The organism is Cytobacillus sp. BC1816, from assembly GCF_051353635.1.
GTDB lineage: Bacteria > Bacillota > Bacilli > Bacillales > Cytobacillaceae > Cytobacillus > Cytobacillus oceanisediminis_C.
The window spans coordinates 922511-947466 of sequence record NZ_CP195611.1 but is presented as its reverse complement, the minus strand read 5'-3'; the positions used below and the strand labels follow the sequence as shown (position 1 = coordinate 947466).

Sequence of the window (24956 nt, the reverse complement as noted above, 5' to 3'; positions counted from 1 at the left end):
ATGAAGGTTTTTTGGAAGGAATTTCAACCATAATACTATATAAAAACCAGGAACATGCAATGCCCCTGGTCCATGGTTATTTCGTTAAAATAATCGGTCCTTCTTTTGTGATGACAATGGTATGTTCACATTGGGCGACATGGCTTTTGTTAGGTGTAACGAACGTCCAGCCGTCGCTCATTTCCCTTACTTCTTCATCTCCGCTTGAAATAAAAGGCTCGAAGGCGACAACCATGCCTTCTCTTAACAGCTGTTTATCCCATGGATCAAAATAGTTCAGGATATGGTCCGGCTTTTCATGAAGGGAGCGGCCGATACCGTGTCCAGTCAGATTCATGATAACGTTGAATCCATTGTTTTTAGCAACTTTGTGAACTGTCTTTCCGACAAGGCTCAGCTTGCCGCCCGGCTTTAATTTTTTTACTCCTTCATCGAATGCCTCCTGAGCCGCATCACATAATTTTTGCAGCTTCTCGTCTTCACCAACGACAAATGATAGGCCTGTGTCTGCGAAGAAGCCATCCTTTGATCCTGAAACATCAATATTTACAAGATCGCCCTCTTTAATCACTCGGCTTCCCGGAATGCCATGGGCCACCTCTTCATTCACGCTTATGCATGTGAAGCCTGGAAAATCGTATTCTCCTTTAGGGCCTGAAATCGCTCCGTGCTTTTCAAAAAGCTCTCCGGCAAAGTCATCAAGTTCCTTCGTTGTTACTCCCGGCTTTGTACTTTCAATCATCGCATCGCGAATCTCCGCGACAATTATGCCGATTTCCTTCAATTTTGCTAATTCTTCCTCATTTTTTACAATCATAAGAATCCTGCCTTTTCTTTTGTTGTTATTTCTCTATTATAATCTAAATGTGGCACGCTTAATAAGATTTCGCCTTTTCACTTGCTAAAACCCTAATAATCAACAGGGAAGTGACAAGGCCTGTTAAGGAAAACAGCAAGACTTCAAGCAGATTTCCTCCTCCTTCATTTAATTTAGAAGGGCTGGGTGTTCTTCCTTCTCCACTCAGTATCTGTCCATAAAAATCCTCATTTCCTGATAAGCCTGCACTTGAACCATTCCATTGGGACCGGCGACGGGAACTAGAAAGCGGGCTTCCTTTGTTTTCTCCAAAAATAACAGGAACTTGCCGCCCTCCTGCTGAAATTCCTCTGCCCAACCATTATCGTGACTATCAATGCCTGCCGTAATGATTTCTCCTGCTTCTCCTTTATATACCTTTTCGACTTGAAACTGTCTTCCATAAAAAATACCCTTGCTTGATTTTTGTTTACTTTTAAAATTATATGTTCCCAGCACAATCACTTGTGAGCGGAATTTGACCTTTTCAGGATTAAGTTCAATCCATTTTGATGCAAATGATGGTGAACTCCCTGCCAGCAAAAGCGCAAAAAGTATGAAGAACACCTTTCTCATTGAACTCTTCCCTTCAATCATACCTTTGATTGAACTATCTGCTCACGCATCGAATGCAGCACACACTTATAATAGTAATCCTGGTGCGGGACAAAATCCGTTTTCCTTACATCTAAGGAGTTGGGGATTCTTATGCCATTATCCACCTGGAATCCTTCTGCCTCAATGAGCTCTGTTCCGCCAAACCACAATCCATAAAACTCCTCCAATGCAATCCGGTAAATCCCAGTAACCTCTTCAGGCTGCGGGCTAAACTCTTCTAAGGAATAATTGCTGTGATATAGGAAAACGTGGGCCAGTTCTTTGTCGATAAAATTTTCTTTCTCTGCGATGTAATCAATGACACCCAGTGGCACCAAGTCCGCAAAATCAACATAAATCCCCAGTTCTTCCTCCACTTCCCTCATGCCGTCCATGACAGATTCATGGCTTAAAAGGTGGCCAGCGGCAGTTATGTCCAAAAGTCCAGGGTAATCCTTCTTCTCCTTGCTGCGGTATTGAAAATAAATATAATCCTGATCTTTTTCCCTGCTGACGAACCAGCAATGAAATGTTTCATGCCAGTGGCCTTGTTTATGGACCTCCTCACGAGATGCGACACCGATTTGTTTTCGGTTATGATCAAATATATTCAGAAGTTCTGTCTCCAATTAAATGGCCCCCTTGATTATATAGCTATTGAATATTTCATGCGGGTCTGCCTGATATAAATCCCGATACCTCGCAATTTTCTCCTGCTCTGCATAATGCCTTGCCATTTTATAAGCAAAAGTATAGCCGGCAAATATCGGGATGCCCATCTCTTTATTGCCAAAACAGATTTTGCTTTTCAAAAATTCGTCTGCTGTATTCAGGTTTTGCCGGGCAATTTCCATATAGTTCTGCTCGATTTCCTCAGTAAATTCCTGCTTCCACCAGCGTTTATCCTTGTAAAGTGAAAGACTGAAATGCTCAGCGCCCCCCTCCATTTTGTACCAGTCCGCAAGAGTAAAGGTTTCCAATGTAAGATTGTAGATCGGATTTTCAGGGGAAGCATGATGGAGCTCATGGGCAAGCATATATTTTAAAAAGTCGGGGTCCGGCTGAGGAGGTATTGCAAGGAAAATGGTATCAGGACCTATTGTATAGCCATTTGTCCACAAAGATTGATCTACATTCTGAAACCATGGGAAAGGAAGGGCAGGCACGATTATTATGGTTAGGCTTTCAAAGTGAAGATGTCTCTCAGCTTCTCTGCACGTTTCTTCTGCGGTTGCTTCGATTTCCTCAGGATTCCAGCAGTATTTAAGAGCCTCCGCTTCTGGCAAAGCTGCAAATTTAAATAGCTGAAATCTTTTGGCCAGCTGTTCCCAGTTCTGCATCCAGGAATTGCTGCCGATCAAGGGACTGATTTGAGATTGAAGGAAGCCCTTTAGGTTTATCCGGTTTTCAATTAGTTCTTCTGGTGTAATTTGATTGAGGGTGTACTTCATAGAAAATCCTCCTTATTAGAGATAAGCAGAAGGGATACTCAGCTTCCGGCATCCCCTGTCACTGCTTTCCTGATTGATTCTGATAATTCCGCTGTACCATCCCGGAAGATTTAATCATTCCGAATCTTTCATAATACTTCTGCATGGCAGGGTCACACATGATGTCAATCATATAAATGCCGTCCAGCTCCTCCAGCATGCGGGTAACCAGCTTTTGTCCGATTCCCTGCTGCTGGTATTCAGGCAGTACTTCAAGCAGCGGAATGTAGGCTGATAGCACTCCATCGCTGATTGCTGTGATGAACCCAGCCACTGCATGTTTATCACGGTCAACGGCAAGCACGATTTTCGTGCTGTTTTTTAGAAGCATCAGATGTTTTTCAGGGGTCGGCGGATTTGGCCACCCATCAAAAAAACCTTCCAGCATTTCTGCTGATATTCCTTCTAGATCCACAGCATATTCGATCATTTTATCAGCTCCATTTCTATCAGAAAGAAGCATCAAAGATTCTCCTGCCCCTTTAATACAATAAATTTTCGACAATTATGCAGGAAAAGCCTGTACATTTTTTTGAAAAATTCAAACGGGTCATTTTTCATTTACTCTTTAATCCATTAGAATAATGTTAACAAACTTGGTTAAAGGGGTTCTGAGGATGCTGGAACTGCTGATTACGATGCTGGAGCGGCTTGGAATCATTGTCACCATTGCGCTGATTCTGACAAGGTTCCGCTTTTTCAGAGAGATGATTTATGGCGAAAGATTAAAACGGCAGCAGGAGTATAAAGCCATTCTTTTTTTCGGCTTCTTTGGCATCATTGGAACCTATTCCGGGCTGGCCTTCAATACGGATACACTTCAGTTTAACCGCTGGGCATCCGAGCTTGCTTCAGATGAAGCCATTGCCAATTCCAGGGTGATCGGGGTCGTGCTTGCCGGATTGCTTGGCGGCCCTAAAGTAGGAATCGGCGCAGGAATTATAGCAGGATTCCATCGATTTACGCTTGGCGGCTTTACCGGGATTGCCTGCGGTTTGGCGTCCATAGTGGCGGGACTCCTTGCCGGCTTTTTCCGCCGGAAAAATGAACATGTGAAGCTATCATCAGCATTCTTCATCGGTGCTACCGCTGAAGCCGTGCAGATGCTGATTATTCTAGGTATGTCACGGCCTATAGAAAAAGCGATTGCGCTAGTCGAAATGATTGGGATTCCCATGATTATAGCAAATGGTCTTGGCAGTGCCTTATTTTTGCTGATCATAAAAAATGTCATTAACGAAGAAGAAAAAGCAGGAGCTTTTCATGCACAGAAAACACTTCGGATTGCTGACCAGACGCTTGCACACCTTCGTGAAGGCATTAATCATAATTCCGCTCTGGCAGTCTGCCTGATTTTACATAAGGAACTTCAGATGAAAGCAGTTGCAATCACCAATCACACCGAAATCCTTGCCCATGTCGGCCTTGGAAATGACCACCACCGTTCCGGAAGCCCTATCCAGACCCAGATAACGCGGGATGTCATTCAGAACGGGGAAATTATGGTTGCCAATGACCAGACCATTCACTGCCGGCAGGAAAACTGTCCTCTTGGCGCAGCCATTGTCGCTCCTTTAAAACTGCGCGGCGACACCATCGGAACGCTGAAGTTTTACTTCACTTCGGAAAAAGAAATGACTAATCTCGTGATGGAGCTGATTTCCGGACTAAGTGTACTGCTCAGCAATCAGCTTGAGATCGCTGAGGCTGATAAAGCCTACCAGCTGGCAAAGGAAGCTGAGATTAAAGCGCTGCAGGCGCAAATATCACCGCATTTTTTATTTAATTCATTAAATACGATTATCTCCCTTGTGCGGATCGAGCCTTCCCAGGCAAGGAAATTGCTCGTTTCCTTATCTCATTTTCTGCGGCAAAACCTGACGGCCACGACAGTCAGCTGTACGACCCTTGAACAGGAGCTCAGACATGTAAAGGCCTATCTTTCAATTGAAGAAACCCGGTTTGTGGATCGGCTCGAAGTCATTTACGACATTGATGAAGATGCCCTTTTGGAAAGAATCCCGCCGCTCACTCTGCAGCCGATTGTGGAAAATGCCGTAAAGCATGGGATTAAGAACAAGGAACAGGACTGTATCATTATGATAAAAATTCAGAAACAGGACGGAATGACGATAGTAAAAGTGAAGGATAATGGACAGGGAATGAGCCGGGAAAGAGCCGAACAGCTCGGCAAGGAAACCCTGCAGTCAGAATCGGGCTCCGGACTTGCATTGTACAATGTAAATCGCCGGCTGACCATGATGTTTGGTGAGGAAGCTTCGCTGCAAATTGCCAGCACTCCAGGCATCGGCACTGACATTCATTTCGCCATTCCGCAAACGGAGGAAAAAACTGATGGAAAAAACGATCCGAACCTTAATCGCTGATGACGAACGATACAGCAGAGATGAATTAAAGCATTTACTGGAGGAATTTCCTGCGATCCAAGTTGTCGGCGAGGCTGAATCGGGCGAAGCAGCCGTAATGAAAGCCCTACAGCTTCAGCCTGACGTCGTTTTCCTTGATGTGGAGATGCCCAAGATGAACGGGATGGAAGCTGCCAAATCACTGCAGGAGCTGAAAAAAGTTCCGCTCATCATCTTTGCAACTGCCTATCCGCAATTTGCTGCTGAAGCCTTCCGCTATGAGGCAACCGATTATTTACTGAAGCCCTACGACGAGGAGCAGCTCGAACAGACCATCAGGCGAGTGGAAAAATTGATTGGTGCCAAAAAAGAAAACGACATCAGCAAGCCGGCCGGCAAGCTGGCTGTTGAGGAAGATGGGGAAATTCTCTACCTGGATCCCAAAGAAATCCTCTATATTTACCGGGATGAAAAGGTATCCCGGATCATAACCAGGACTAGTGAGCATGAAACCAAAACCCCGCTGAAAGATTTGGAGAGCCGGCTGCTTCCCTTCAGCTTTTTCCGGATTCATAAAAGCTATCTGGTGAATCTGGATTATGTCACACGACTCACTCCCTGGTTCAACGGGGCATACCAGCTTGAGATGGAAGGCCGGGAAGAACTTCTGTCTGTGAGCCGGAATTATGTGAAGGCACTGCGGGTGCGATTGGAATTGTGAAAGAGCATCGGAGACGATGCTTTTTTTGTTTTTTGAGGGGATTAAGCTTTTGAGGGAGATTGCGCTGATTTAGAGATTGATTGCGCTTTTTTAGGGGACTTGCGCTTTGAGATCGGGTTTGTGCTCTTTTTACTGGGAATTGCGCCAAACTGGATGAGGATCGCGTTTTCCTTGATTGAAATTGTCCTCAAAAGCTGTAATTGCGCCGCTTCAAAGCTTAAGTGCGCCAAACTCCATGAGGATTGCGCTCTCCTGCTAGTTTTGGCCCTATTTAACCGGACTGCCGAATATAACGAATTTTCTATACATTCACACCCTTCGATGCATGTTAATCCCCCATCACTGCATTTTAATCTTTGTTTTTTACATGTTGGACACAAATTGTTCAAATTTCCTCCTCTTCTTATATAATTAATGTAAACGCATTCATAAAGGGGGATAATGATGATTACTTTTTTAGTCTGTATTGCACTTTTAATTATTGGTTATTTTACGTACGGCAAGTTTGTTGAAAAAGTATTCGGTGTGAAGGAGGCACGGACGACTCCGGCCTACACGCATGCTGACGGTGTGGACTATATCGCAATGAGCACACCAAAGAATTCGTTGATTCAGCTATTGAATATTGCTGGTACTGGTCCGATTTTCGGCCCTATCATGGGAGCGCTATACGGACCTGTAGCCTTTATCTGGATTGTGGTCGGCTGTATTTTTGCCGGTGCCGTTCATGATTATTTAACTGGAATGATTTCGATCCGCAACCGTGGCGCGCATTTGCCTGAGCTTGCGAGCAAGTTCCTCGGGAAAGTTATGAAGCATGTTGTGAACGCTTTCGCCGTTCTTCTTCTGTTATTGGTTGGTACGGTGTTTGTTACAACTCCGGCTGATCTGCTTTATGTTGTAATGGATCAAAAAATCTCACTAACTCTAATCATTGCTGCTATTTTCATCTATTATATTTTGGCGACTTTGCTGCCTGTTGATAAAATTATTGGACGCCTGTACCCTTATTTTGGCGCATTGCTTTTAATCAGCGCACTTGGTGTAGGTATCGGTTTGGTTGCGACCGGAGCTGATATTCCGGAAATTTCACTGCAGAATTTCCACCCGGCTAACGCACCTATTTTCCCATTGCTGTTTTTCACTATCACTTGCGGTGCTCTTTCCGGGTTCCATGCAACACAGACACCGATTATTTCCCGTACAACCCAGAATGAGAATCAGGGACGCAAGATTTTCTATGGCATGATGATTGCAGAAGGTGTTATCGCCATGATCTGGGCGGCTGCCGCGATGAGCTTATTCGACGGCTATAATGGGTTAAGTGATTTCCTTGCTAACGGAGGTCCTGGTGCCGTGGTAAGCGAAGCTTCTACCTTGATGCTCGGGGCAATAGGCGGAACACTTGCGATTCTTGGTGTCGTGGTCCTTCCGATCACTTCCGGGGATACGGCTTTCCGAAGTGCACGTATGATTATTGCTGACTATATTAATTTCTCTCAGAAGAAAATATCAAGCCGTTTATGGATTGCTATCCCATTGTTTGCTCTTTCTTTGGCACTTACGCAAATCGACTTTAACATTCTATGGAGATACTTCAGCTGGGCTAACCAATCCACTGCGGTTATCGCGCTGTTTGTCGGTGCAATGTACTTGTATATCGCGAAGAAGAATTACTGGATCTCCCTTATACCTGGAACGTTCATGCTGTTAATGGTCCTAACGTATATCTTTAATGCGCAAATCGGGTTCGGTTTATCGATGAATGCTTCCTGGATTGGCGGAGCCATCGGTACAGTCATTCTTGTGGCACTATTCTTCTCCGCTGCTAAAAAGGCTCGGGCGAATAACCTGCCGCTGGAAGAGGATATTTCCGGCTGGAAGAAATCCGCTTAATGGGCTGCTGCAGCCCCAAATACCGTGAAACGGTAATTGAGGAAGAGAAGAAAGTAAACGAAAAAGGCACAGATTCTCTTCCTCTTCCTGCCAAGTTGATTTTTGGTGTAACATCTGTAATCGGGTTATTCTTCTATTTAACTTAGCAAAAGTGCACGTACATGCGTGCACTTTTCCAATTAACCTAAGGAGGCACTATAAAATGAGGATACTAGTTGTCGGAGCCGGAGCCATTGGCGGCTATTTTGGCGGAAGGCTTTTGGAAAAAGGCGAGGATGTTACGTTTTTGGTAAGGGAGAAAAGAAAGCAGCAGCTTGAGAAATACGGGCTTCTGGTGGAAAGTGTGCATGGGGATATGACGTTTCCTGAGCTGAAAACGATCCAGTCCGGAGAAAAGGCAGATGCATTCGATGTCATCCTGCTCTCTACAAAAGCCTATCATCTTGAGGGTGCTATAAAGGATATCCGTCCATACACAGGCGGTAATACCTTGATTCTTCCTCTCTTAAATGGAATTGCCCATGTGGATGAACTGACAGCCGCTTTTGGGGAAGCGAACGTTCTTGGCGGCCTTTGCTTTATTGAAACCACTCTTGGTGAAAATGGGGAAGTGATTCAAACAAGCCCGGTCCATGACTTTGTTTTTGGGGAACGATCCGGGGAAAAAACGGAGAGGATCCTGAAGCTTCAAGAAGCTTTTTCAGGTACAAAAGCAAACTTCCGCCTCTCCGAAAATATCGAACAGGAGATGTGGCATAAGTACCTGTTTATTTCCACACTTTCTGGCGTAACCTCCCTATTCCGCTCTCCAATTGGGCCGATCAGAGATCAGACATTCGGATTGAATTCGGTTAAAGAAGTTTTAAGAGAAGCATCTGCCATTATGAGGGACTTGGATGCTCCGCTGGCTGATGGGATTGAAGATGCCCAGGTGCAAAAAATAAAAGAAATGGGCTATGAAATGAAATCCTCCCTGCAGCGCGATATGGAAAAGCTGCAGGCAATCGAAGCTGATCATTTCTTTGGATATTTGCTGAAAAAAGCTGAGCTGCTGGATTTGGATGCTCCTATTATCGGTGCGATTTATGCTAACTTAAAAGTTTATGAAAAAAATAGTCTTTAAACAAAAATCCGAGCAGGACTCCCCGCTCGGATTTTTCATCTATTATTTTTTGCTGCTGTTTGTATTATAGTAGAATTTCGCTGTGATGGATCCATCGGCATTTTCTTTAATATCTGTTACATGGATTCCGGAATCAGCTGGCGTTGAGCTATTGCCCTTCCAGAAGTAGTAAGAACCGGTGTGAACATTTCCGGATACAGGTGTGATTTTCCCTCCAGTTTTGAAGAAATCACCTGCATCTCCGCGGTTTAGATTTTTCTCCAAGTCATACTTGCCATCAGCCTGAAGAACAGATAGGCCGTAGTGAGTTACAACTGTACCATCACTTGCTGTTTCAGACTGGTTATACTGGAAGCGTTTGTTCATCCAGTTTTCCACGTTATTCGGACGGAAGCCGGCAGTCTGGTACAGGTTGATGATGTTTTCATCTACATGCCATGCCATTAATCCTTTAGAATCGGCCCCCTGGCGGACTAAGCCCTTGTTGAATCCATCCTGCTGAACGTTTTCGAATAGGAAGTACTCTGTTCCGTTAGAGCCCGGCACTTCCATTTTGACGATGCCATTGTTTGCATCGGCTTTATTGATTGCCGGCAGTGTAATTTCCTGCATGCCGTCTTCAGGCTTCACTTCAATCGGATTTACCCATCCTAAGAAAATCTTAGAGAACGGATCAAAGTGAGTCGGAGAGTTTCCGGCATATGCAGCAGCATCCGGGTAGCGCATCCAGGAGCCGCCCGCCATCATCGAGTAATTTCCTACACCTTCAGAGCTGTAAACCGTATCATAGAAATCAGGCAATCCTAACGCATGTCCGAACTCATGGGCATAAACCCCTGTTTGTGCCGGGAATGGACCCGTTTTTGCTTCTTCTTTGTAAGTATTTGTAGCTGCATCAAAACCGGCAACGTTTCCGCCGATGCCCGGCTGGATATTGTAGTTGTTTACAATCACTCCATCGTAGGTCATATCTTCTGCAACGGTTTTATTAATCCAGGCATCTTCAGCCATTCCTTCTTCTGCTGGTGCCGGCTTCCCAGTTTCATAGTATTTGCCATAGTAAAGCGCACTAAGGATATTCCACTTATGAGACCAGAACTGCGCCGGGTCACGGCTGAATTCAGCTCCTGTACCTTCATGAATTACGAAGATATTAGGCACTTCTCCATCCTCGGCATACTTTGAGAAGTCAACCTGCTCGTCTGCCGCTTTCAGCAAATCACGGATGAATTCGCCTGTATGGGCATCCCCATTCACGTTGCCATTAACGTATGTACCGTTTTCAGCATATGTGCCTTCCTGATCCAAGTAGTATGATGCACCTTTTGGCATCTCTACCCAGACAAATTCAGTGTTTTCCTTGCGGACCAGGTTGGTTTTTCCATAGCTGGATTCTTTATAAGCGTTTTGCATCGTGCGGTCCTTTGGAACACTCTCACCATCATATTTCTGGAATTGAGGAAGCTCATAAGGATTATACTCTGTTCCAAAAATTAAATCCTCATAATACTCAGCTGGAACTTGTCCAGGCATATCACCGACCGGCTCATCACCATCCGGATACTTTGCGAGAAGAACCAGAACCGGTATATCCCCTGTTGCTTCCCTATACGCAACATGATTGTCACCAGGCTGCTGGAATTTTGCACCTGCCATGGCTGCTTTCTCACCCGGATCCACTTTTGATAGATCAATCCCCAATTCCTTCGCCTTTGCTGCAAGCTCCGGCGATGCACCTACATGATGGGCAAGACTGATTTGATGCTTACTTTCCTGCTTGGCCTGAGTATCTGCCGGTCCCGCTCCTGCAAAAACGGCACTTCCTGCTAAAGCAAGGGATAAAGCTGAAGTTGATAGAACTTTTAACAATTGACTCACTCCCTATAATCTATTTCTGTAATCTAAATAGTACAAAATATTCAGTATTTTCTAAATAGGACCAAGGGATGGTTTGATAAGATTTATTATGGTATAAAAGACTTATTTTTCTGAAAAGTTACAGGTAAAAAGATTATTTCTCTGGGAAATTTCCTTTAACTGTTTAATGATTTATAATAGAGGGATATGTAGATAAAGGAGACTCTAACATGACTCATATAGAAGACAATGATCGAAAAAAAATCAGTCTAAAAGAAGCAATGAAACAGCAGCTTATGAATAAAAAACAAGAGCAGGCAGGCGGAAAGTTCAATAATACTCCGGTTAAATCGGCGAAAGCATTGAAAAGCCAGCAGACAAAGAAGACCAATAATCAGCGGAAACGGACGGGTGTGTAATGGAAGGGCAGAATCGCGCTGCAATCGCGCCTGGATTAAAAGTAAAAATTGTTCTTAAAAAGGATCAGCGGACAGGTGTGCTGACTGAAGGAGTCGTGAAAGACATTCTAACAAAGTCACCATCTCACCCGCACGGTATTAAAGTGAGACTTGAAGATGGACAGGTTGGCCGGGTAAAACAAATTTTACGTTAATAGGGATAGATCCTTTTCACTAGATTTGATTATACTGGGAGGAGACTATTGGTTACACTGATCAAGCCTTTACTAGTAAACATTACAATACTTTTTTCATTTACGTTTAACGGGAATTTGTTTTTTCCATATCAGACAAAGACCCCTCTTACTCTTAAACAAAAATTGATTTATGGACTTCTCGGCTCATTCGGAGCACTTTTGTGCATGTTTTATCCAATTGAAACGCTGGGGGAAACCCATTTTGATTTGCGCATGGTCGCAATCATGATCGTGACGCTGTATACAGGATGGCTTCCCGGATCTATTGTGATGCTAAGTACCGTCATTACCCGCTTTTTAATTGGCGGACAGTTCATTTATATTGGAATTTTGGTTTCCATTCTGGCATTTGTGATTACCCTTTCCCTAAGACGAGTGTTTCTTAATTCCAGCCATCGGGTGGTGACTGGTTCTTTCATTCTGTTCTTTTATTTTTACTTATATATATCCATCATTTCTACAGCCGTCATTTTTCTGGATACATTCTTTTACCTGACTTACTTCGCAGCGTTTTACCTGACATTTATTGCTCTTATTTTTGTCATCGAAAATCTTTTCAGAACGAATAAACAGATCAGTGAAATGATGTATATGGATAAGCTGACAATGGTCGGCCAGCTGGCAGCTTCCATCGCACATGAAATCAGAAATCCTTTATCCACTGTGAGGGGCTTCATTCAATATTTGAGCCAGGATACGGAAGATGAAAGCTTAAAAAAGTTCTCCCCGCTCATTATTGAGGAATTGGATCGTACAAACAGCATCATTACGAACTATTTAAAAGTCTCAAAGCCCGAGCAATTCCATCTGGCTAATGTCCCCCTGCATGACGTGATTCAGGATTGCGTACTGCTCATGAGGCCGCTTGCTTCTTATTCCAATGTGGTGATTGAGTACGCGGATAAAGGGCCTTTTTATGTGCAGGGAGATGAACACCACCTAAAACAGGCCATCATGAATGTGATCAAGAATGGTATAGAATCAGTTCCGGAAAAGGGAAGGATTCAAATTTTCACCTCTGCAGATTATTTTCACAACACGGTTCATATAACCATTGCAGATAATGGCCGGGGCATGACATCCGAGCAATTAGAGAATATCGGACTGCCTTTTTATACAACAAAGACTAAGGGAACAGGCCTTGGCAGCATGGTTACGAACAAAATCATCCGTGAAATGCAAGGAACGATTGAATATGATAGTGATATTGGCAAAGGAACGACAGTGAAAATCATACTGCCCCTGCTGAGTGAATAAACAAAGAGAAATTTAAAAAAGAGTGCCTGAGTGCACTCTTTTTCTGTATTGCCTTTTAACCAAACCGGCCCTGAACGGCGGGCTGGTATTTTCTCATCGGACCTTTTGCCAGAACATCACGCATATAGAAATCCCCGGCAGGATTTGTTTTTTTCAGCAGTTCTAAGAGGTATGTAATATCATCCATGGCCCTATGCGTCTGGCTTTCTGCAATCTGATGGGACTGAAGGAGCGTCAGCAGCTTGCTGTCTGTATAACCGTATTCCTTCCATGGGACACTTCTCATCGTGCAATACCATTTTAATTCGTTGATGTCTTCAGGATACATCCGGTATAAAAAACTGCGGTCAAAGGATGCATTATGAGCGAAAACAGAATCGGCATGAAAGAAATATTTTTTTATTTTGATATCATCAAAGCTTTTACCGCTGACAGCTTCATAAGGAATTCCGTGGACCCTGAAAGCGCGGCTGTAATTATTTTTGGCCGATTTGCTAATTGGCTCCCGCAGGAATGCAGCTTTATCCTTAATATCAAGGATTTCCCCAGTATCCGCACGGTACGAAAACAGCTTTAATGCCAGTTCGATAATTTCATCGGAATTTGGTCCAAGACCCGTCGTCTCCACATCCAGCAGCAGCCCCATCTTTTCCTGGTTTCTCATGGCCAGCCTCCTCTATTCATTTTAAATTAAGCATATAATAGAGGAGTGCTGAATGCCAGCGGAACCACTATTAGATCTTTTTATCGTTCTTTAAGCGGTCCACATAATCGGCATGATAATTCTGATGCATATATTCGCGGTTTTTCATGGAATAGAAATATCCTGTGGAAAGAGACAGAAATGCGAACAGGAACCCTACCCCAAAGCCGAATTTATAGTAGCCCATGACAATGCTGACAACGGTAGTGAGCAAAAGTACCAGCAATATATAAAACAAAATATTTTTGCCTTTCAAGGATGGTCCTCCCCTTATTTCAATACATTTTTTTAAAGAAACTGTCTTATTATTATACCAAATATGAAACAAAACTGCGGTTTTCTCCGTAAGAATAGTAAGGAGGTTTTTCCCATGATCGGACTTGTCATTACAAAGATTGCAGTGATCGCACTCTTCCTGATTCTCGGGTGGGCTGTAAGGTTCAAAAAGGCTTATTGGCTCATTTCGGGATTTGCTTCGCGGCCCGAAGAAGAGAAGGAAACATTAATAGAAAAAAGGTATCCGCAAAAAATCGGCAGCCTGCTCATCGGCACCGCTATCGGAATGCTGGTGCTCCTGCCTCTCTCGTTTACCGAATTCAGATTCGCAACCGAAGCGCAATTCGGCTTCATGCTGGTCATATTGCTTTGCGGACTCATCTACTTATCCAGATATGAAGTGCCGGCCAAAAGAAAACGCAGTTATATAATTGCCAGCATCCTCTTCATTGTAACGTTTGGCCCTATCGTTTATTTAACCGTCTCCAGTCAAAAAGGCTATGAAATGGCATTAGCAGAGGATTCTTTTGAAATCTCCGGTATGTACGGAGATGAATGGGATTATCGGGATATTAAGTCCGTACAATTATTGGAGGAGATGCCTGAAATAACCTGGAAACAAAATGGCATCGGCCTCCCAACCCTTGCACAGGGACATTTCAAAGTGACTGGCTATGGCAGCAGCCTATTATTCATCCAAAAAGACCATACGCCCATACTATACATTGAGGTCAAGGATGAGCAGATATTTGTTAACAGCAAAAATTCCGCAGTAACTCAGAGCTGGTATGAGGAGCTTAAAAAAGAAGCGGAATAACAAACGAAGCCGCCGGCAAAACATTTCCGTCGGCATTTAGTTGAAGATTTACTTAATCCAATCCATAATTGGATAATCATAGTAATTATTAGGAGGTGCTTCGAAAAGTGTCATATTTACTTCTGATCATAGGATTTGCCCTTTTGATCGCAGGGGCAAACTTCTTTGTGGATGGCGCTTCAAAAATTGCCGGGTTTCTCAAGATTTCTCCGCTGCTGGTCGGGCTGACAATTGTTGCGTTTGGAACAAGCTCGCCTGAAGCCACCGTCAGCATTCTGGCAGCACTGGATGGCAATGCCGATGTGGCTATTGGGAATGTCGTCGGCAGTAATATTTTTAACATCACACTGGTTGTCGGCATTACCGCCATGATTTTTCCCCTGAAAGTGGACAGCACCACCATCCGCAAGGAGATTCCATTTACTCTGCTTGCCACAGCAGCACTTATGATTTTCATTAGTGATACATATTTGGACTCTATCGGCAGCAATGTGGTTTCACGCAGTGATGGCCTTGTTTTGCTGCTGATTTTTGCTGTATTCATGTACTATTTATTTGAAGTGGCCCGGGAAAGCAGAAGCAGTACCCAGGCTGATCCTATTAAGACAAGTGCTGGCCAATGGACGAAGCAAAGTCTTTTGACGATTGCCGGATTGGCTGCCATTATTTTTGGCGGTAATTTGGTAGTCAGAAGCAGTACAGAGATTGCTTACTCTTTGGGAATGAGTGAAACATTGGTTGGCTTAACAATTGTTGCCATCGGGACTTCTCTGCCGGAACTGGTGACCTCTGTCGCCGCAGCCATAAAAAAAGAAAGTGAGATCGCTCTTGGAAATATTGTTGGGAGCAATATCTTTAATATTCTGTTTGTCCTCGGGGCTTCAGCTGCCATATCACCGCTCCCTGTAGACCCTAAAATATTCATCGATATTACGATTTTAATTTTAATCACATTTGTGCTCCTCATATTCTCAAGAAGCCACTATGCTGTAGGAAAATATGAGGGAGGCTTTCTCGCAGCCTCTTATATTATGTATTTGATTTATATCATTATGAGGAATTGATGCCAGCGCCGGTCCGATTGGGCCGGCGTTTCTTTTAAGCGGGGGTTGTTTCTGAAAAATACTGCTGCTTCCCCGGCTTCAGCAGCTGACGGCAGACATAAAGAGAAAGGATTAAATTCAGGACTGCTAAAATGACAATCGTATAGCGAAGCGGAAACAGATCTCCGAGAACACCGATTCCAAAGAGCAGGATAATCTGAGCAAAGCTTTGAATGACACCGATCACACTTGTCATTCTGCCCATAATTTCCACAGGCACATTATTCTGATAAAAGGTTTGGTATCCCGCACTTGAAAAAGCATTAAAAATACCCAGTACAGTAAATCCCATGACCACCAGCATAAAGGAGTCTGCCATTGCATAAATCAGATAGCCCACTGCTGTCAAAAGCATGCCATAGCCCATGAGCTGTTTGATGCTAAGCAATTTTGAAACGATTGTGATAAAAAGAGCTCCCAGCGCAAAGCCAATACCGCTGATGCTGACAAGGAAACTATAATCCGCTTCTGTCAGCCCCACAACATCCTGGATAAAAACAACCTCCTGGGAATCCATTGCGAGCGAGAACAAACCGAATGCCAGGAAACACCCGTAAACAGAAATGATAAAAACTTCTCTCCCAGCAAACGTGATAACCTGCTTCCAATCATCCCGGAGCGTTTCATAGGCTGATGTTTGTACCAAAGGGGGCTTTAAATCTTTATCCATATCCGGAAGCACCCAGATGATGACAGCCGAAAAGACAAAGGAAGCCGCATTTAAAAAAATGGCAGTTTCGATGGTTCCAATCAGAAATAATCCGCCTGCGATAGCTGGCCCCACGATAAAAGCGCCTGAGGTAACAAGACTGTTGATGGAGTTGAACCTTTTTCTGCTTTCAATCGGAACCAGCTTGGCTATATACGTTGCGGAAGCCGGCATAAATAGAGCCTTCGCCATACTGATTAGTAAGAGGACTGCATAAATGAAGCCAATGCTTCCGAGAAATGGTATCAGAGCTACACCCATGGCCCTGGCCAAGTCCGTCCAAATCATAATGCTCTTTTTATTTTTCCGATCTATCAAGCCTCCGCTCCATGAATTGGTTAAAACGGAAGTGATTGGCCCTATGATCCATAATCCTGCAACAGCAGCAGCTGATCCGGTCATGTCATAGACAATCAAATTAATAGCAATCAGGTAAATGAAATCTCCCAATCTGGATATTCCAATCCCTGTCAGCAGGCAGGACGCCATTTTCCAATTAAATTGTTTCATAGATCACCTTTATATATTTAGAATTTTCCTAATTGTTAGTATAGCATAAGAAAAGCCCTGGAGAAGAATCTCCAGAGCGCCTATTTCTCAGCTGGCCGCTGATTTTTTTGGGTAAGGAACCTTACTGCCAACACTTCTTAACCCGGAAAAAAATCTTGTGGTGAAGATGATCGCGGCCAGAACGATAAAGATTCCGCTGACTGCGCCTGCCTGGTCGGACAGCACCCATTGCGGCAGGTGTTCCGCCCATCTTCTTGGTGCACTGATTCCGCCTGCATAAAGGAAAGAGCCCACAAGTCCCATAAAAAAGGCAAAATAGAGAGCAATGGTGAACGTATCGATCCCCCTGTGCTCCTGATTGCCTTCGGTCTTATTAAAATAGTACATAAACCCAATAATCATGGCGACTACACCCATTCCCATATACGTATGGAAATGGCCCGGAACCCATTTCGTGTTATGCATCACATGATTGACAACAATGGTGGCATCAATGATAGCCGGAATCGCTCCTGCCACCCATCCGAACATGGACAGGAAGAACAGGCTTGATGCAAAGTCCCATTGCATCCGCGAGCGATAGACAATCATCAGCGCTCCGTAGGCTGTAACGACCATAACGGGCAACCCGTTTGCATAGGAAAACACCTGCCCGATGATGAGCATCCATTTTGGCACCGCAAAGTCCATCAGTAAATGGTGCGTATAGATCATTAAGGTAAAGAGTGTCGAACAGTTCCACGCAATTAAAAAAACCTTGTTAGCTTTCCACGGCCGTTTTGTATATTCCGGGAGGACCTCATAGACGGCAATAACAGCCATATAGATGGTGCAATTCGCAAAGATATGGCCGAACGCATAGGTAAGATGCTTGGCAAGCAAGGGGTCCATCGTGACGGCCGGATTGATAATATTTACGAGGGATGCCGCCAGCACCGTGGCTCCTGCCAGCAGTGCAGTCGAATTGGTGATGATGACCATGGCTGTCGCCACGACAGCAGCAGGCGGACCATACCCTTTCTTCCCCCTGAAAATGATATCCCATCCGAGTGCCTTTCCAAGGCCCCCATAAACTGCTGTCAGCCTTGCAGCCAGGTACATATAAAGAATTAAAAAACCAATGCCAAGAACCAGCATGCCCGATAAGAAGAATACCGCCCCTGCCGCCCCATACATTTTGGCTGACTGAGCAGGAAGCGGATATAAAAATGTCCAGCCATCGGAAAAGTCAAAGACAAAAATGGCGATAAGAACCATCGAGACTCCTGTTAAAAAAAGAACAAAATTTACAATGAGGATGCCAGGGTTCAGTTTTACATATTTAGACAGGAAGTACCATAAAATGGCCGTTCCGCCCAATGCAGCAATGCCGACCATGCCTGTTCCGTGTGCAGTCATGATTTTATAAAACCACTGCGGCGTGATTCTGATCATTTCACCCTGATTCATCAGCATAATAACACCAAAGATCATCATAAGAATTAAGACAAGTGAAGTTACAGCCAGATACCAGACCACTGTTTTCTTGGCTAATGGGTGAATCGCTTCATTCATAAGAAGCTCCCCCTTCCGGTTCGACAACAATTTCCTTAACCATCACATGATGTCCGGCTGAACAGTATTCAAGGCATAATATTTGATAAGTTCCAGGTTCTTTAAAAGTATAATAAACTGTATTTGTATATCCAGGCATAGCCTGAGTTTGTGCGACAAGCTCCATATTCTCATTGTATAAGCCAAAACCATGGGTAACGTCCGAGGCCGTCACATCAAATTGGACTTTGTCCCCTGCTTTGAATGTTTCCTCACTCATCTCCCACGCATATTGGATTCCAGTTACCTGCACTACTTTCGCATCATTAAAGCCTTCCGCTTCGGCCTGATTGCTGTTGTACGGCAGCCTGCCAAGCGTCATGACAGTAGCAAAAGCCATAATGGCAATTAGCCCCAGAAAATAGAATTTCCTGATTTTATATCCTTTTTTCTGGATGGTGCTATACTCTCCGCTTCGCTTGGATTCACCGTAGACAAACGCAAATGCCAGCGCCAGCAGGAACACAAAGAAAACAGTCGCATACATGGCGATTTGCTGATACATTCATACCCCTCCAATAAAATTTTCAAATCCCCCCAAACCTTATTTTATGGAAACTCGCTATTTAATTCGGTGATATATGTCCTATTTGACTATTTTTTTGAAATTTTCCCGTAAAAAAAATGCCCTGGATCAGGACATTTTCTCTTCATTTGCCACTCCCCTTATTTGATTTAATTCCCTTCCTATCAGATTTGCTGATATCGGCGTTAGATTCATCTCTCTTGCCCATACAGACAGCTGGCCGATATGATGGATTTCATGGGCAATAACATGATTCAGGATATCTCCCTTTTTATATTGCCTCTCCTTCCATGGAGGTGTAACAAACTCATTGTATGGAACTGGCCATTCCTCCTGAAAAAAGCTTTCTAATTCCCTGCGGTATTCTTCAGATAGAGTGATTACTTTTTCCAATTGATCATAGTCAGAAAACAGCGGGTCTTTTACTTCCTTGCCCCGGATAACACAAATCCAGCTGTATTCTACATCCACGATATGAAAAAGGGTTTCCAGGATGCCTCCTATTCCTCCGGTCCGATTGACATTAAGCGCCTCGGCCGGGAGCTGCCGGCACCATTCAAACCATTCATCACGCACCTGCCAGTTATAGCGGAATAATGTTAACAAATCCTCTTACCTCCTTGTCCTGATACAATGGAAATTCGTCAGCATAAGAGAATTTCCTTTAAATTTCTTTTTCACCCGCATAATTACTTCAAATGTATTTAATCCTAAAGGAAGCGATATGTGAAGAAAGGGGATTGTATGTGAAGAAAAACTTAACGGTTTTCTATATATCGGTTGGCATTTTATTATTGCTTGTTTTATTCGGTGTTTTTGTCCCGGATTCGCTGGAAAGTGTGACAGCAAATGTACAGGCTTTTATCACCGATAAATTCGGCTGGTATTATTTAATTCTTGTATCATTTATCGTTATTGTTAATTTGTACTTTTTAATAAGTCCATTAGGCAGAATTAAGCTCGGGAAGCCGGATGACAAACCCGAATTTTCCCGCCCTACCTGGTTTGCGATGCTGTTCAGTGCTGGTATGGGGATCGGGCTTGTTTTCTGGGGTGCTGCTGAACCAATTTATCATTATGCAGTCGGGTCTCCAACAGGCGGGGAAGTAGGGACTGACCAGGCCATCAGGAATGCCATGAGGTACACTTATTTCCATTGGGGAATCCATGCATGGGCCATTTATGGTATCGTTGCGCTTGTTTTGGCTTACTTTATCTTCCGTCAAGGGGAGCCTGGTTTAATCAGTGCCACTTTGAAGCCGATTTTAGGTGACCATACACAGAAAGCTGCAGGGAAGGTCATTGATATACTTTCAGTCGTAGCGACTGTAATTGGCGTGGCAACAACACTTGGATTTGGTGCTGTGCAGATTAACGGAGGGCTGTCTTATCTTTTTGGCATACCGGTTAGCATTACAGTCCAGTTTATTATCGTGGCGATTGTTACAGTTCTTTTCATGATATCCGCCTGGTCGGGACTTGGAAAGGGCATCAAAATCTTGAGTAATGCCAATATGATTTTAGCAGTGGTTCTATTCCTGCTCACTTTTTTTCTGGGACCTTCTTTGTTCATCTTAAACCTGTTCACCAATACTCTCGGGTCTTATCTGCAAAATTTGCCTGGCATGAGCCTAAGAATTGCACCATTAAACCCAGAGGTCAGGGAATGGATTAATGGCTGGACGATATTTTACTGGGCCTGGTGGATTGCCTGGGCACCTTTCGTAGGGATTTTTATCGCACGCGTTTCAAAAGGAAGAACAATCCGGGAATTTGTATTTGGTGTCCTCCTTGTACCATCTCTAATAGGCTTCTTATGGTTTTCCGCATTTGGTGGTACTGCCATAATGCAAGAGTATAATGGTGTTGCCAAAATTTCCGAATTAGCTACTGAGGAAGCATTATTTGGTGTATTTTCGAACTTGCCGATGGGGACGATCCTTTCAGTTATCGCCATTCTGCTCATTTGTACGTTTTTTATAACCTCTGCCGACTCCGGCACATATGTATTGGGAATGATGACGACAAATGGCTCACACCATCCTGGCAACAAGATAAAAATGGTCTGGGGAATATTGCTTGCTGCTATTTCATTGGTTCTGCTCTATTCCGGCGGGCTTCAAGCACTGCAGAACACAATGATTGCAGCAGCACTTCCTTTTTCCGTTATCATGGCTTTAATGACCTTCAGTCTGATCAAGGCCTTGCAGAAAGAAGCGAAGGAGCTTGGGATTGGAAAGATTCCGAAGAGGAAGGTTTAAAGAAAAACGGAGGGAGACCGCCTATCGGCTTATGACCTAGAGCCGATGGCGCTAGGAGCTAGACAGTTATCGAAATAAAAACCTGCAGATATAGCGTCTGCAGGTTTTATTGCTGTTTATTTTACCGGAATCCAGATCTCTGAATAATAATCAGGATTGGACGCATTACCGGCAGAATAGACTTCCAGTTCCGGTGCAGCAGCATGCTCATAGCCGCTGGATGGAAACCATTCCGATAAGATTTTTTTCCAGGTGTTTTGCATGGCATGCGGCATGGCCCCATGCACTTCGAATACCGCCCATTTAGAGGCCGGGACTTCCAGGCACTCGAAGCTGTCAGGCTTATCTCCTTTGAAGCTTGCCCCAATCCAATAATCCATGCTGTCAGGCTTTTTGCTGCGGTTATCGACACACACACCGAGAACCCCTTTAATTTCGCCATTATTCAGCATGAATAGGTTGTCAGCGGTCCCGTTACTATTTACTTCATCCCACATTTTCGGGATGCCGGCCAGATTCTCTTCATTGCACAATGAGAACTCCCTTTTGATTCCTGCTACTTGAAAAGCTTCTTTTTTGACAATTGCATATTGCATTGGTTCTGCCCCTTTCAGACTCACCTGGATTACCAGGCGGTTATATGATTTCAGCTTTCCGGAAAAGTTTCTTGCTTCAGTCGGGGTCATGCCATGCTGCCTGCGGAAAGCCTTAGTAAAAGCTTCGGGAGTGTCATAGCCGTATTTATAGGCAAGATCAATCACTTTGCGGTCTGTTCGGACCAGTTCCTGTGCTGCGAGGGTCAGTCTTCTTCCCCGTATATATTCGCCCACCGGCATATCAGTCAAAATGGCGAATGTACGCTGAAAATGAAATACGGAGGAGTTGGCTTCCTCCGCGGCTTTCCCGATGGAAAGATCCTCATCCAGCAAATGCTCCTCTATATAATCAATCGCCTTCTGCAGCGATACGATCCATGACATTACTGATCACTCCCTTGACTATATCCTACCGTTTTCTTTTTCTGCCTTCCTGTCATTTTTTGCTTTGTTTTGGCAGGTTGTTATTAAAGAATTCTTATTTTAGGAGGGGAATACCTGCATATTGGGGAAATTTTGATGCGGCTGCTGGCGGACGGAGCAGAATCAGGAAAAAACCGGCCGAAATGGGGTATTTATCGGCCAATTTTGCCGTTTCACCGGCCAAATTAGGAAGATACCGGCCAATGTGGGGCTTTTACCGGCCAAAATTTAAGACTTATCGGCCAAACTCAACGATGGACGAACAATTTTCCGTTTATCGGTCACTTCATCAGCTTTATCGGTCATAATTTTAATTTATCGGTTACTATTCGATTTTATCGGTCAGTTTCTCCAATATTTCGGTCAGTTTCCAGCTATATCGGTCAGTCCTTAATCTATCAAGGATTCAGAAAAAAAGCCAGCCGTCCGATAGCGGGCAGCTGGCATCAATTTTATATGGCACGTCCCCAATGACGGTGCATGGCAATGCTATTAATTAAATTCTCGCTTGCGGATGCATCGCCGCTTTTGATTTCGACGATTCCCATTTCCGATAGGGTTTGGGATTGCCCCAGCGTGTCCATTGCTTCTGCAGGCAGCAGTTCGGCTCCTTCGCCTCCAAACGCAATGGTTTTAAAATGCTTGTAAGCTTCGCTGACGAATTCCTTGGCCTGAGGCACCTTCTTCAGGGATTCAGCACTTTCTTTTCCTCCTGCTATATAGATAGCGTCATACATAACGGAGTGGGAGGTCAGGAATGTTTTCACTACTTCCAATTCTCCGCCGTCTCCTTTGATCATGCCCAGGTTTTTGCTGACAATCTCCGGCATGATCCCAGCACTTTTCAAAGCTTCCATTACGCTTTTGACTTCAGAATAGCTGAATCCATTTTCAGCGAGAATGGCGACTTTTCGGGTCTTAGGTGATTTGGCTGTATTCATTTGGCTTAATGCTGGTGAAGAGAGCGTCACTTTGGATTCATTCACTGCTTCCGGCACTTTTGCGCCAACTCCGCGGGCAATTTGCTCAGCCAGGAAGCTATCTACGTTGCTGAACATGTCGACAACCTGCTGCTTCACATCCTTGTTCTGCACCTTTCCGACTTCAAAGCGGAACGCCTCGATCATATGCTGTTTTTCCACTTCAGACATGCTGTTCCAGAACATTTTCGCCTGGCTGTAATGGTCCTTGAAGCTATCACTGCGCTGGCGTACCTTTCGTCCTTCAACCTTTTCCTGATAATGAACATAGCCTCCCTCTTCTGCTGTGGCAGGGCTTGGATCATTATTCTGCATCGAGTTTTTATGATAAGCAACCGGCCCCTTATTAATTGTCATGCGATGGTAGCCGTCATATTGATTATTATGGAACGGGCACACCGGACGATTGATCGGGAGCTCATGGAAGTTCGGACCGCCAAGGCGGATCAGCTGAGTGTCGGTATAAGAAAATAAACGTCCCTGCAGCAGCGGGTCATTTGAAAAGTCAATGCCAGGTACTACATGTCCAGGGTGGAAGGCGACCTGCTCTGTTTCAGCAAATACATTATCCTGGTTGCGGTTCAGGGTCATTTTCCCGATAATTTTAACCGGGACCATTTCCTCCGGCCATAACTTTGTCGCATCCAGAATATCAAAATCAAAGGAGAATTCATCTTCCTCCTCAATCATTTGAACACCGAGCTCAAATTCAGGATAGTCCCCCATTTCGATGGATTCCCAAAGATCACGGCGATGGAAATCCGGATCCTTTCCGGCAAGTTTTTGGGCTTCATCAAAAACCAGGGAATGCGTGCCAAGAACAGGCTTCCAGTGAAATTTCACAAAACGTGCCTTGCCCAGCTCATTCACAAATCGGAACGTGTGAACGCCAAATCCCTCCATCATGCGGAAACTGCGCGGAATGGCACGGTCTGACATTGTCCACATGATCATATGGGCTGTTTCAGTATTGTTGGCGGCAAAATCCCAGAACGTATCATGGGCCGTTGAAGCCTGCGGCATTTCGTTATGCGGCTCCGGCTTGAATGAATGAACGAGATCCGGGAATTTGATGGCATCCTGAATGAAAAACACCGGAATATTATTGCCGACTAAGTCGTAGTTGCCCTCTTCCGTATAAAACTTCGTTGCAAATCCGCGGGCATCACGTACAGAGTCTGCCGAGCCGCGGGAGCCGGCAACAGTCGAGAAGCGAACAAAGACCGGGGTTTTGACAGATGGATCCTGCAGAAACTTTGCCCGGGTATATTCTGTCATGGGTTCATACACCTGGAAATAGCCATGTGCGCCAAAACCGCGGGCGTGGACAACCCGTTCAGGGATGCGCTCATGGTCAAAATGCGTCATTTTTTCCCTGAAGTGAAAGTCCTCCATCAAGGTCGGGCCACGGGAACCAGCTTTTAACGAATGCTCATCCTCCGAAACCTTGACTCCCTGATTCGTCGTAAGCTTCTTGCCTGTGTTATCCATGCGAAATTCTTCAAGCTGTTTGTCCTTGCTGTGCGCATTTACACCTTTGTTTTGCGGATCTTGTTTCAAATGGTTTTCCTCCTTATATAAAGAAGCAATCGCTTCTGGGCTACGATGTAAACTATGTATCTATATGTTGAAATACCCCAG

The 24956-nt window shown here is 44.4% G+C and carries 25 protein-coding genes; 11 read left to right on the top strand and 14 right to left on the bottom strand.

Features of this window, described 5'->3' with window-relative positions; all coding sequences use genetic code 11:
* Nucleotides 1-76 precede the first annotated feature (76 nt).
* The 5 genes from map to ACR42H_RS05045 form a co-directional block, all read right to left on the bottom strand.
* The gene (map, locus tag ACR42H_RS05065) at nucleotides 77-817 is read right to left on the bottom strand and encodes a type I methionyl aminopeptidase (protein ID WP_436374937.1); all 741 of its coding nucleotides are present in this window, start codon (nucleotides 815-817) and stop codon (nucleotides 77-79) included.
* A gap of 204 nt (nucleotides 818-1021) precedes the next feature.
* A complete protein-coding gene (locus ACR42H_RS05060) occupies nucleotides 1022-1432 on the bottom strand; it encodes a hypothetical protein (RefSeq protein WP_436374936.1) in 411 nt (136 codons plus the stop codon).
* A 17-nt stretch (nucleotides 1433-1449) separates the two neighbouring features.
* On the bottom strand, nucleotides 1450-2082 hold the full coding sequence (locus ACR42H_RS05055) for an NUDIX hydrolase (protein ID WP_436374935.1): 633 nt from the start codon (nucleotides 2080-2082) through the stop codon (nucleotides 1450-1452).
* Nucleotides 2083-2904 (bottom strand): DUF2268 domain-containing putative Zn-dependent protease, encoded by an 822-nt coding sequence (locus tag ACR42H_RS05050; protein ID WP_436374934.1) that lies wholly within the window; start codon nucleotides 2902-2904, stop codon nucleotides 2083-2085.
* Between the two features lie 58 nt (nucleotides 2905-2962).
* The gene (locus tag ACR42H_RS05045) at nucleotides 2963-3406 is read right to left on the bottom strand and encodes a GNAT family N-acetyltransferase (protein ID WP_436374933.1); all 444 of its coding nucleotides are present in this window, start codon (nucleotides 3404-3406) and stop codon (nucleotides 2963-2965) included.
* 154 nt (nucleotides 3407-3560) lie between these two features.
* On the opposite strand from ACR42H_RS05045, the gene ACR42H_RS05040 reads away from it, so the two are divergent.
* The 5 genes from ACR42H_RS05040 to ACR42H_RS05020 all read left to right on the top strand — a co-directional run bounded on the left by ACR42H_RS05040 (nucleotide 3561) and on the right by ACR42H_RS05020 (nucleotide 9049).
* Nucleotides 3561-5330 carry a LytS/YhcK type 5TM receptor domain-containing protein gene (locus tag ACR42H_RS05040; protein ID WP_436374932.1) on the top strand — a complete coding sequence of 590 codons (1770 nt, stop codon included), beginning with the start codon at nucleotides 3561-3563 and terminating at the stop codon, nucleotides 5328-5330.
* Nucleotides 5299-6030: a LytR/AlgR family response regulator transcription factor gene (locus tag ACR42H_RS05035; protein WP_113883022.1), complete on the top strand. Its 732-nt coding sequence runs from the start codon at nucleotides 5299-5301 to the stop codon at nucleotides 6028-6030. The genes ACR42H_RS05040 and ACR42H_RS05035 overlap by 32 nt, the downstream gene beginning before the upstream one ends.
* Nucleotides 6031-6474: 444 nt before the next feature.
* Nucleotides 6475-7926 (top strand): carbon starvation CstA family protein, encoded by a 1452-nt coding sequence (locus ACR42H_RS05030; protein ID WP_436374931.1) that lies wholly within the window; start codon nucleotides 6475-6477, stop codon nucleotides 7924-7926.
* Nucleotides 7926-8072 carry a hypothetical protein gene (locus ACR42H_RS05025; RefSeq protein ID WP_166672506.1) on the top strand — a complete coding sequence of 49 codons (147 nt, stop codon included), beginning with the start codon at nucleotides 7926-7928 and terminating at the stop codon, nucleotides 8070-8072. Before ACR42H_RS05030 ends, ACR42H_RS05025 begins: the two co-directional genes overlap by 1 nt.
* A gap of 56 nt (nucleotides 8073-8128) precedes the next feature.
* Nucleotides 8129-9049, top strand: coding sequence for a ketopantoate reductase family protein (locus tag ACR42H_RS05020; RefSeq protein ID WP_113883020.1), 921 nt, complete (start codon nucleotides 8129-8131; stop codon nucleotides 9047-9049).
* A gap of 42 nt (nucleotides 9050-9091) precedes the next feature.
* On the opposite strand, the gene ACR42H_RS05015 is transcribed toward ACR42H_RS05020, so the two are convergent.
* Nucleotides 9092-10927, bottom strand: coding sequence for a M6 family metalloprotease domain-containing protein (locus ACR42H_RS05015; protein WP_436374930.1), 1836 nt, complete (start codon nucleotides 10925-10927; stop codon nucleotides 9092-9094).
* Nucleotides 10928-11136: 209 nt separating this feature from the next.
* Here ACR42H_RS05015 and ACR42H_RS05010 point away from each other — a divergent pair, with 209 nt between their 5' ends.
* The 3 genes from ACR42H_RS05010 to ACR42H_RS05000 are packed head-to-tail and all read left to right on the top strand — an operon-like array spanning nucleotide 11137 to nucleotide 12818.
* Complete coding sequence (locus ACR42H_RS05010) at nucleotides 11137-11325, top strand: hypothetical protein (protein ID WP_113883018.1); 189 nt, start codon at nucleotides 11137-11139, stop codon at nucleotides 11323-11325.
* The gene (locus ACR42H_RS05005; RefSeq protein WP_113883017.1) at nucleotides 11325-11519 is read left to right on the top strand and encodes a YwbE family protein; all 195 of its coding nucleotides are present in this window, start codon (nucleotides 11325-11327) and stop codon (nucleotides 11517-11519) included. Before ACR42H_RS05010 ends, ACR42H_RS05005 begins: the two co-directional genes overlap by 1 nt.
* 48 nt (nucleotides 11520-11567) lie before the next feature.
* Nucleotides 11568-12818: an ATP-binding protein gene (locus tag ACR42H_RS05000; RefSeq protein WP_436374929.1), complete on the top strand. Its 1251-nt coding sequence runs from the start codon at nucleotides 11568-11570 to the stop codon at nucleotides 12816-12818.
* Between the two features lie 55 nt (nucleotides 12819-12873).
* On the opposite strand, the gene ACR42H_RS04995 is transcribed toward ACR42H_RS05000, so the two are convergent.
* Together ACR42H_RS04995 and ACR42H_RS04990 are read right to left on the bottom strand one after the other, a co-directional pair.
* Nucleotides 12874-13482 carry an exonuclease domain-containing protein gene (locus ACR42H_RS04995; RefSeq protein ID WP_436374928.1) on the bottom strand — a complete coding sequence of 203 codons (609 nt, stop codon included), beginning with the start codon at nucleotides 13480-13482 and terminating at the stop codon, nucleotides 12874-12876.
* A gap of 70 nt (nucleotides 13483-13552) precedes the next feature.
* Nucleotides 13553-13777 carry a hypothetical protein gene (locus ACR42H_RS04990; protein ID WP_436374927.1) on the bottom strand — a complete coding sequence of 75 codons (225 nt, stop codon included), beginning with the start codon at nucleotides 13775-13777 and terminating at the stop codon, nucleotides 13553-13555.
* Nucleotides 13778-13891: 114 nt separating this feature from the next.
* Here ACR42H_RS04990 and ACR42H_RS04985 point away from each other — a divergent pair, with 114 nt between their 5' ends.
* Both ACR42H_RS04985 and ACR42H_RS04980 read left to right on the top strand, forming a co-directional pair.
* Nucleotides 13892-14614 carry a DUF3784 domain-containing protein gene (locus ACR42H_RS04985; protein WP_113883013.1) on the top strand — a complete coding sequence of 241 codons (723 nt, stop codon included), beginning with the start codon at nucleotides 13892-13894 and terminating at the stop codon, nucleotides 14612-14614.
* A gap of 107 nt (nucleotides 14615-14721) precedes the next feature.
* Nucleotides 14722-15678, top strand: coding sequence for a calcium/sodium antiporter (locus tag ACR42H_RS04980; RefSeq protein WP_113883012.1), 957 nt, complete (start codon nucleotides 14722-14724; stop codon nucleotides 15676-15678).
* A gap of 34 nt (nucleotides 15679-15712) precedes the next feature.
* Here the strand turns inward: ACR42H_RS04980 and ACR42H_RS04975 are convergent, their stop codons facing one another.
* From ACR42H_RS04975 to ACR42H_RS04960, 4 genes are all read right to left on the bottom strand, one after another.
* On the bottom strand, nucleotides 15713-16936 hold the full coding sequence (locus tag ACR42H_RS04975; RefSeq protein WP_436374926.1) for an MFS transporter: 1224 nt from the start codon (nucleotides 16934-16936) through the stop codon (nucleotides 15713-15715).
* A gap of 87 nt (nucleotides 16937-17023) precedes the next feature.
* On the bottom strand, nucleotides 17024-18490 hold the full coding sequence (locus tag ACR42H_RS04970) for a cbb3-type cytochrome c oxidase subunit I (RefSeq protein WP_436374925.1): 1467 nt from the start codon (nucleotides 18488-18490) through the stop codon (nucleotides 17024-17026).
* Nucleotides 18483-19034, bottom strand: a complete 552-nt coding sequence (locus tag ACR42H_RS04965; protein ID WP_436374924.1) for a cytochrome c oxidase subunit II — start codon at nucleotides 19032-19034, stop codon at nucleotides 18483-18485. The genes ACR42H_RS04970 and ACR42H_RS04965 overlap by 8 nt, the downstream gene beginning before the upstream one ends.
* Before the next feature lie 129 nt (nucleotides 19035-19163).
* Nucleotides 19164-19661: a DinB family protein gene (locus ACR42H_RS04960; protein WP_113883008.1), complete on the bottom strand. Its 498-nt coding sequence runs from the start codon at nucleotides 19659-19661 to the stop codon at nucleotides 19164-19166.
* A 140-nt stretch (nucleotides 19662-19801) separates the two neighbouring features.
* On the opposite strand from ACR42H_RS04960, the gene ACR42H_RS04955 reads away from it, so the two are divergent.
* Nucleotides 19802-21316, top strand: coding sequence for a glycine betaine uptake BCCT transporter (locus ACR42H_RS04955; RefSeq protein WP_113883007.1), 1515 nt, complete (start codon nucleotides 19802-19804; stop codon nucleotides 21314-21316).
* Between the two features lie 116 nt (nucleotides 21317-21432).
* On the opposite strand, the gene ACR42H_RS04950 is transcribed toward ACR42H_RS04955, so the two are convergent.
* Together ACR42H_RS04950 and ACR42H_RS04945 are read right to left on the bottom strand one after the other, a co-directional pair.
* Nucleotides 21433-22296, bottom strand: coding sequence for a GyrI-like domain-containing protein (locus ACR42H_RS04950; RefSeq protein WP_436374923.1), 864 nt, complete (start codon nucleotides 22294-22296; stop codon nucleotides 21433-21435).
* A 491-nt stretch (nucleotides 22297-22787) separates the two neighbouring features.
* A complete protein-coding gene (locus ACR42H_RS04945; protein ID WP_113883005.1) occupies nucleotides 22788-24875 on the bottom strand; it encodes a catalase in 2088 nt (695 codons plus the stop codon).
* Between the last annotated feature and the right edge of the window lie 81 nt (nucleotides 24876-24956).

Coding starts and splice junctions, on each gene's coding strand:
- ACR42H_RS05025 (WP_166672506.1), top strand. CDS start 7,926: ATGGGCTGCTGCAGCCCCAAATACCGTGAAACGGTAATTGAGGAAGAG.
- ACR42H_RS04985 (WP_113883013.1), top strand. CDS start 13,892: ATGATCGGACTTGTCATTACAAAGATTGCAGTGATCGCACTCTTCCTG.
- map (WP_436374937.1), bottom strand. CDS start 817: ATGATTGTAAAAAATGAGGAAGAATTAGCAAAATTGAAGGAAATCGGC.
- ACR42H_RS05030 (WP_436374931.1), top strand. CDS start 6,475: ATGATTACTTTTTTAGTCTGTATTGCACTTTTAATTATTGGTTATTTT.
- ACR42H_RS04970 (WP_436374925.1), bottom strand. CDS start 18,490: ATGAATGAAGCGATTCACCCATTAGCCAAGAAAACAGTGGTCTGGTAT.
- ACR42H_RS05040 (WP_436374932.1), top strand. CDS start 3,561: ATGCTGGAACTGCTGATTACGATGCTGGAGCGGCTTGGAATCATTGTC.
- ACR42H_RS05045 (WP_436374933.1), bottom strand. CDS start 3,406: ATGCTTCTTTCTGATAGAAATGGAGCTGATAAAATGATCGAATATGCT.
- ACR42H_RS05060 (WP_436374936.1), bottom strand. CDS start 1,432: ATGAGAAAGGTGTTCTTCATACTTTTTGCGCTTTTGCTGGCAGGGAGT.
- ACR42H_RS04975 (WP_436374926.1), bottom strand. CDS start 16,936: ATGAAACAATTTAATTGGAAAATGGCGTCCTGCCTGCTGACAGGGATT.
- ACR42H_RS05010 (WP_113883018.1), top strand. CDS start 11,137: ATGACTCATATAGAAGACAATGATCGAAAAAAAATCAGTCTAAAAGAA.
- ACR42H_RS05020 (WP_113883020.1), top strand. CDS start 8,129: ATGAGGATACTAGTTGTCGGAGCCGGAGCCATTGGCGGCTATTTTGGC.
- ACR42H_RS05005 (WP_113883017.1), top strand. CDS start 11,325: ATGGAAGGGCAGAATCGCGCTGCAATCGCGCCTGGATTAAAAGTAAAA.
- ACR42H_RS04995 (WP_436374928.1), bottom strand. CDS start 13,482: ATGAGAAACCAGGAAAAGATGGGGCTGCTGCTGGATGTGGAGACGACG.
- ACR42H_RS05050 (WP_436374934.1), bottom strand. CDS start 2,904: ATGAAGTACACCCTCAATCAAATTACACCAGAAGAACTAATTGAAAAC.
- ACR42H_RS05035 (WP_113883022.1), top strand. CDS start 5,299: ATGGAAAAAACGATCCGAACCTTAATCGCTGATGACGAACGATACAGC.
- ACR42H_RS04965 (WP_436374924.1), bottom strand. CDS start 19,034: ATGTATCAGCAAATCGCCATGTATGCGACTGTTTTCTTTGTGTTCCTG.
- ACR42H_RS04950 (WP_436374923.1), bottom strand. CDS start 22,296: ATGTCATGGATCGTATCGCTGCAGAAGGCGATTGATTATATAGAGGAG.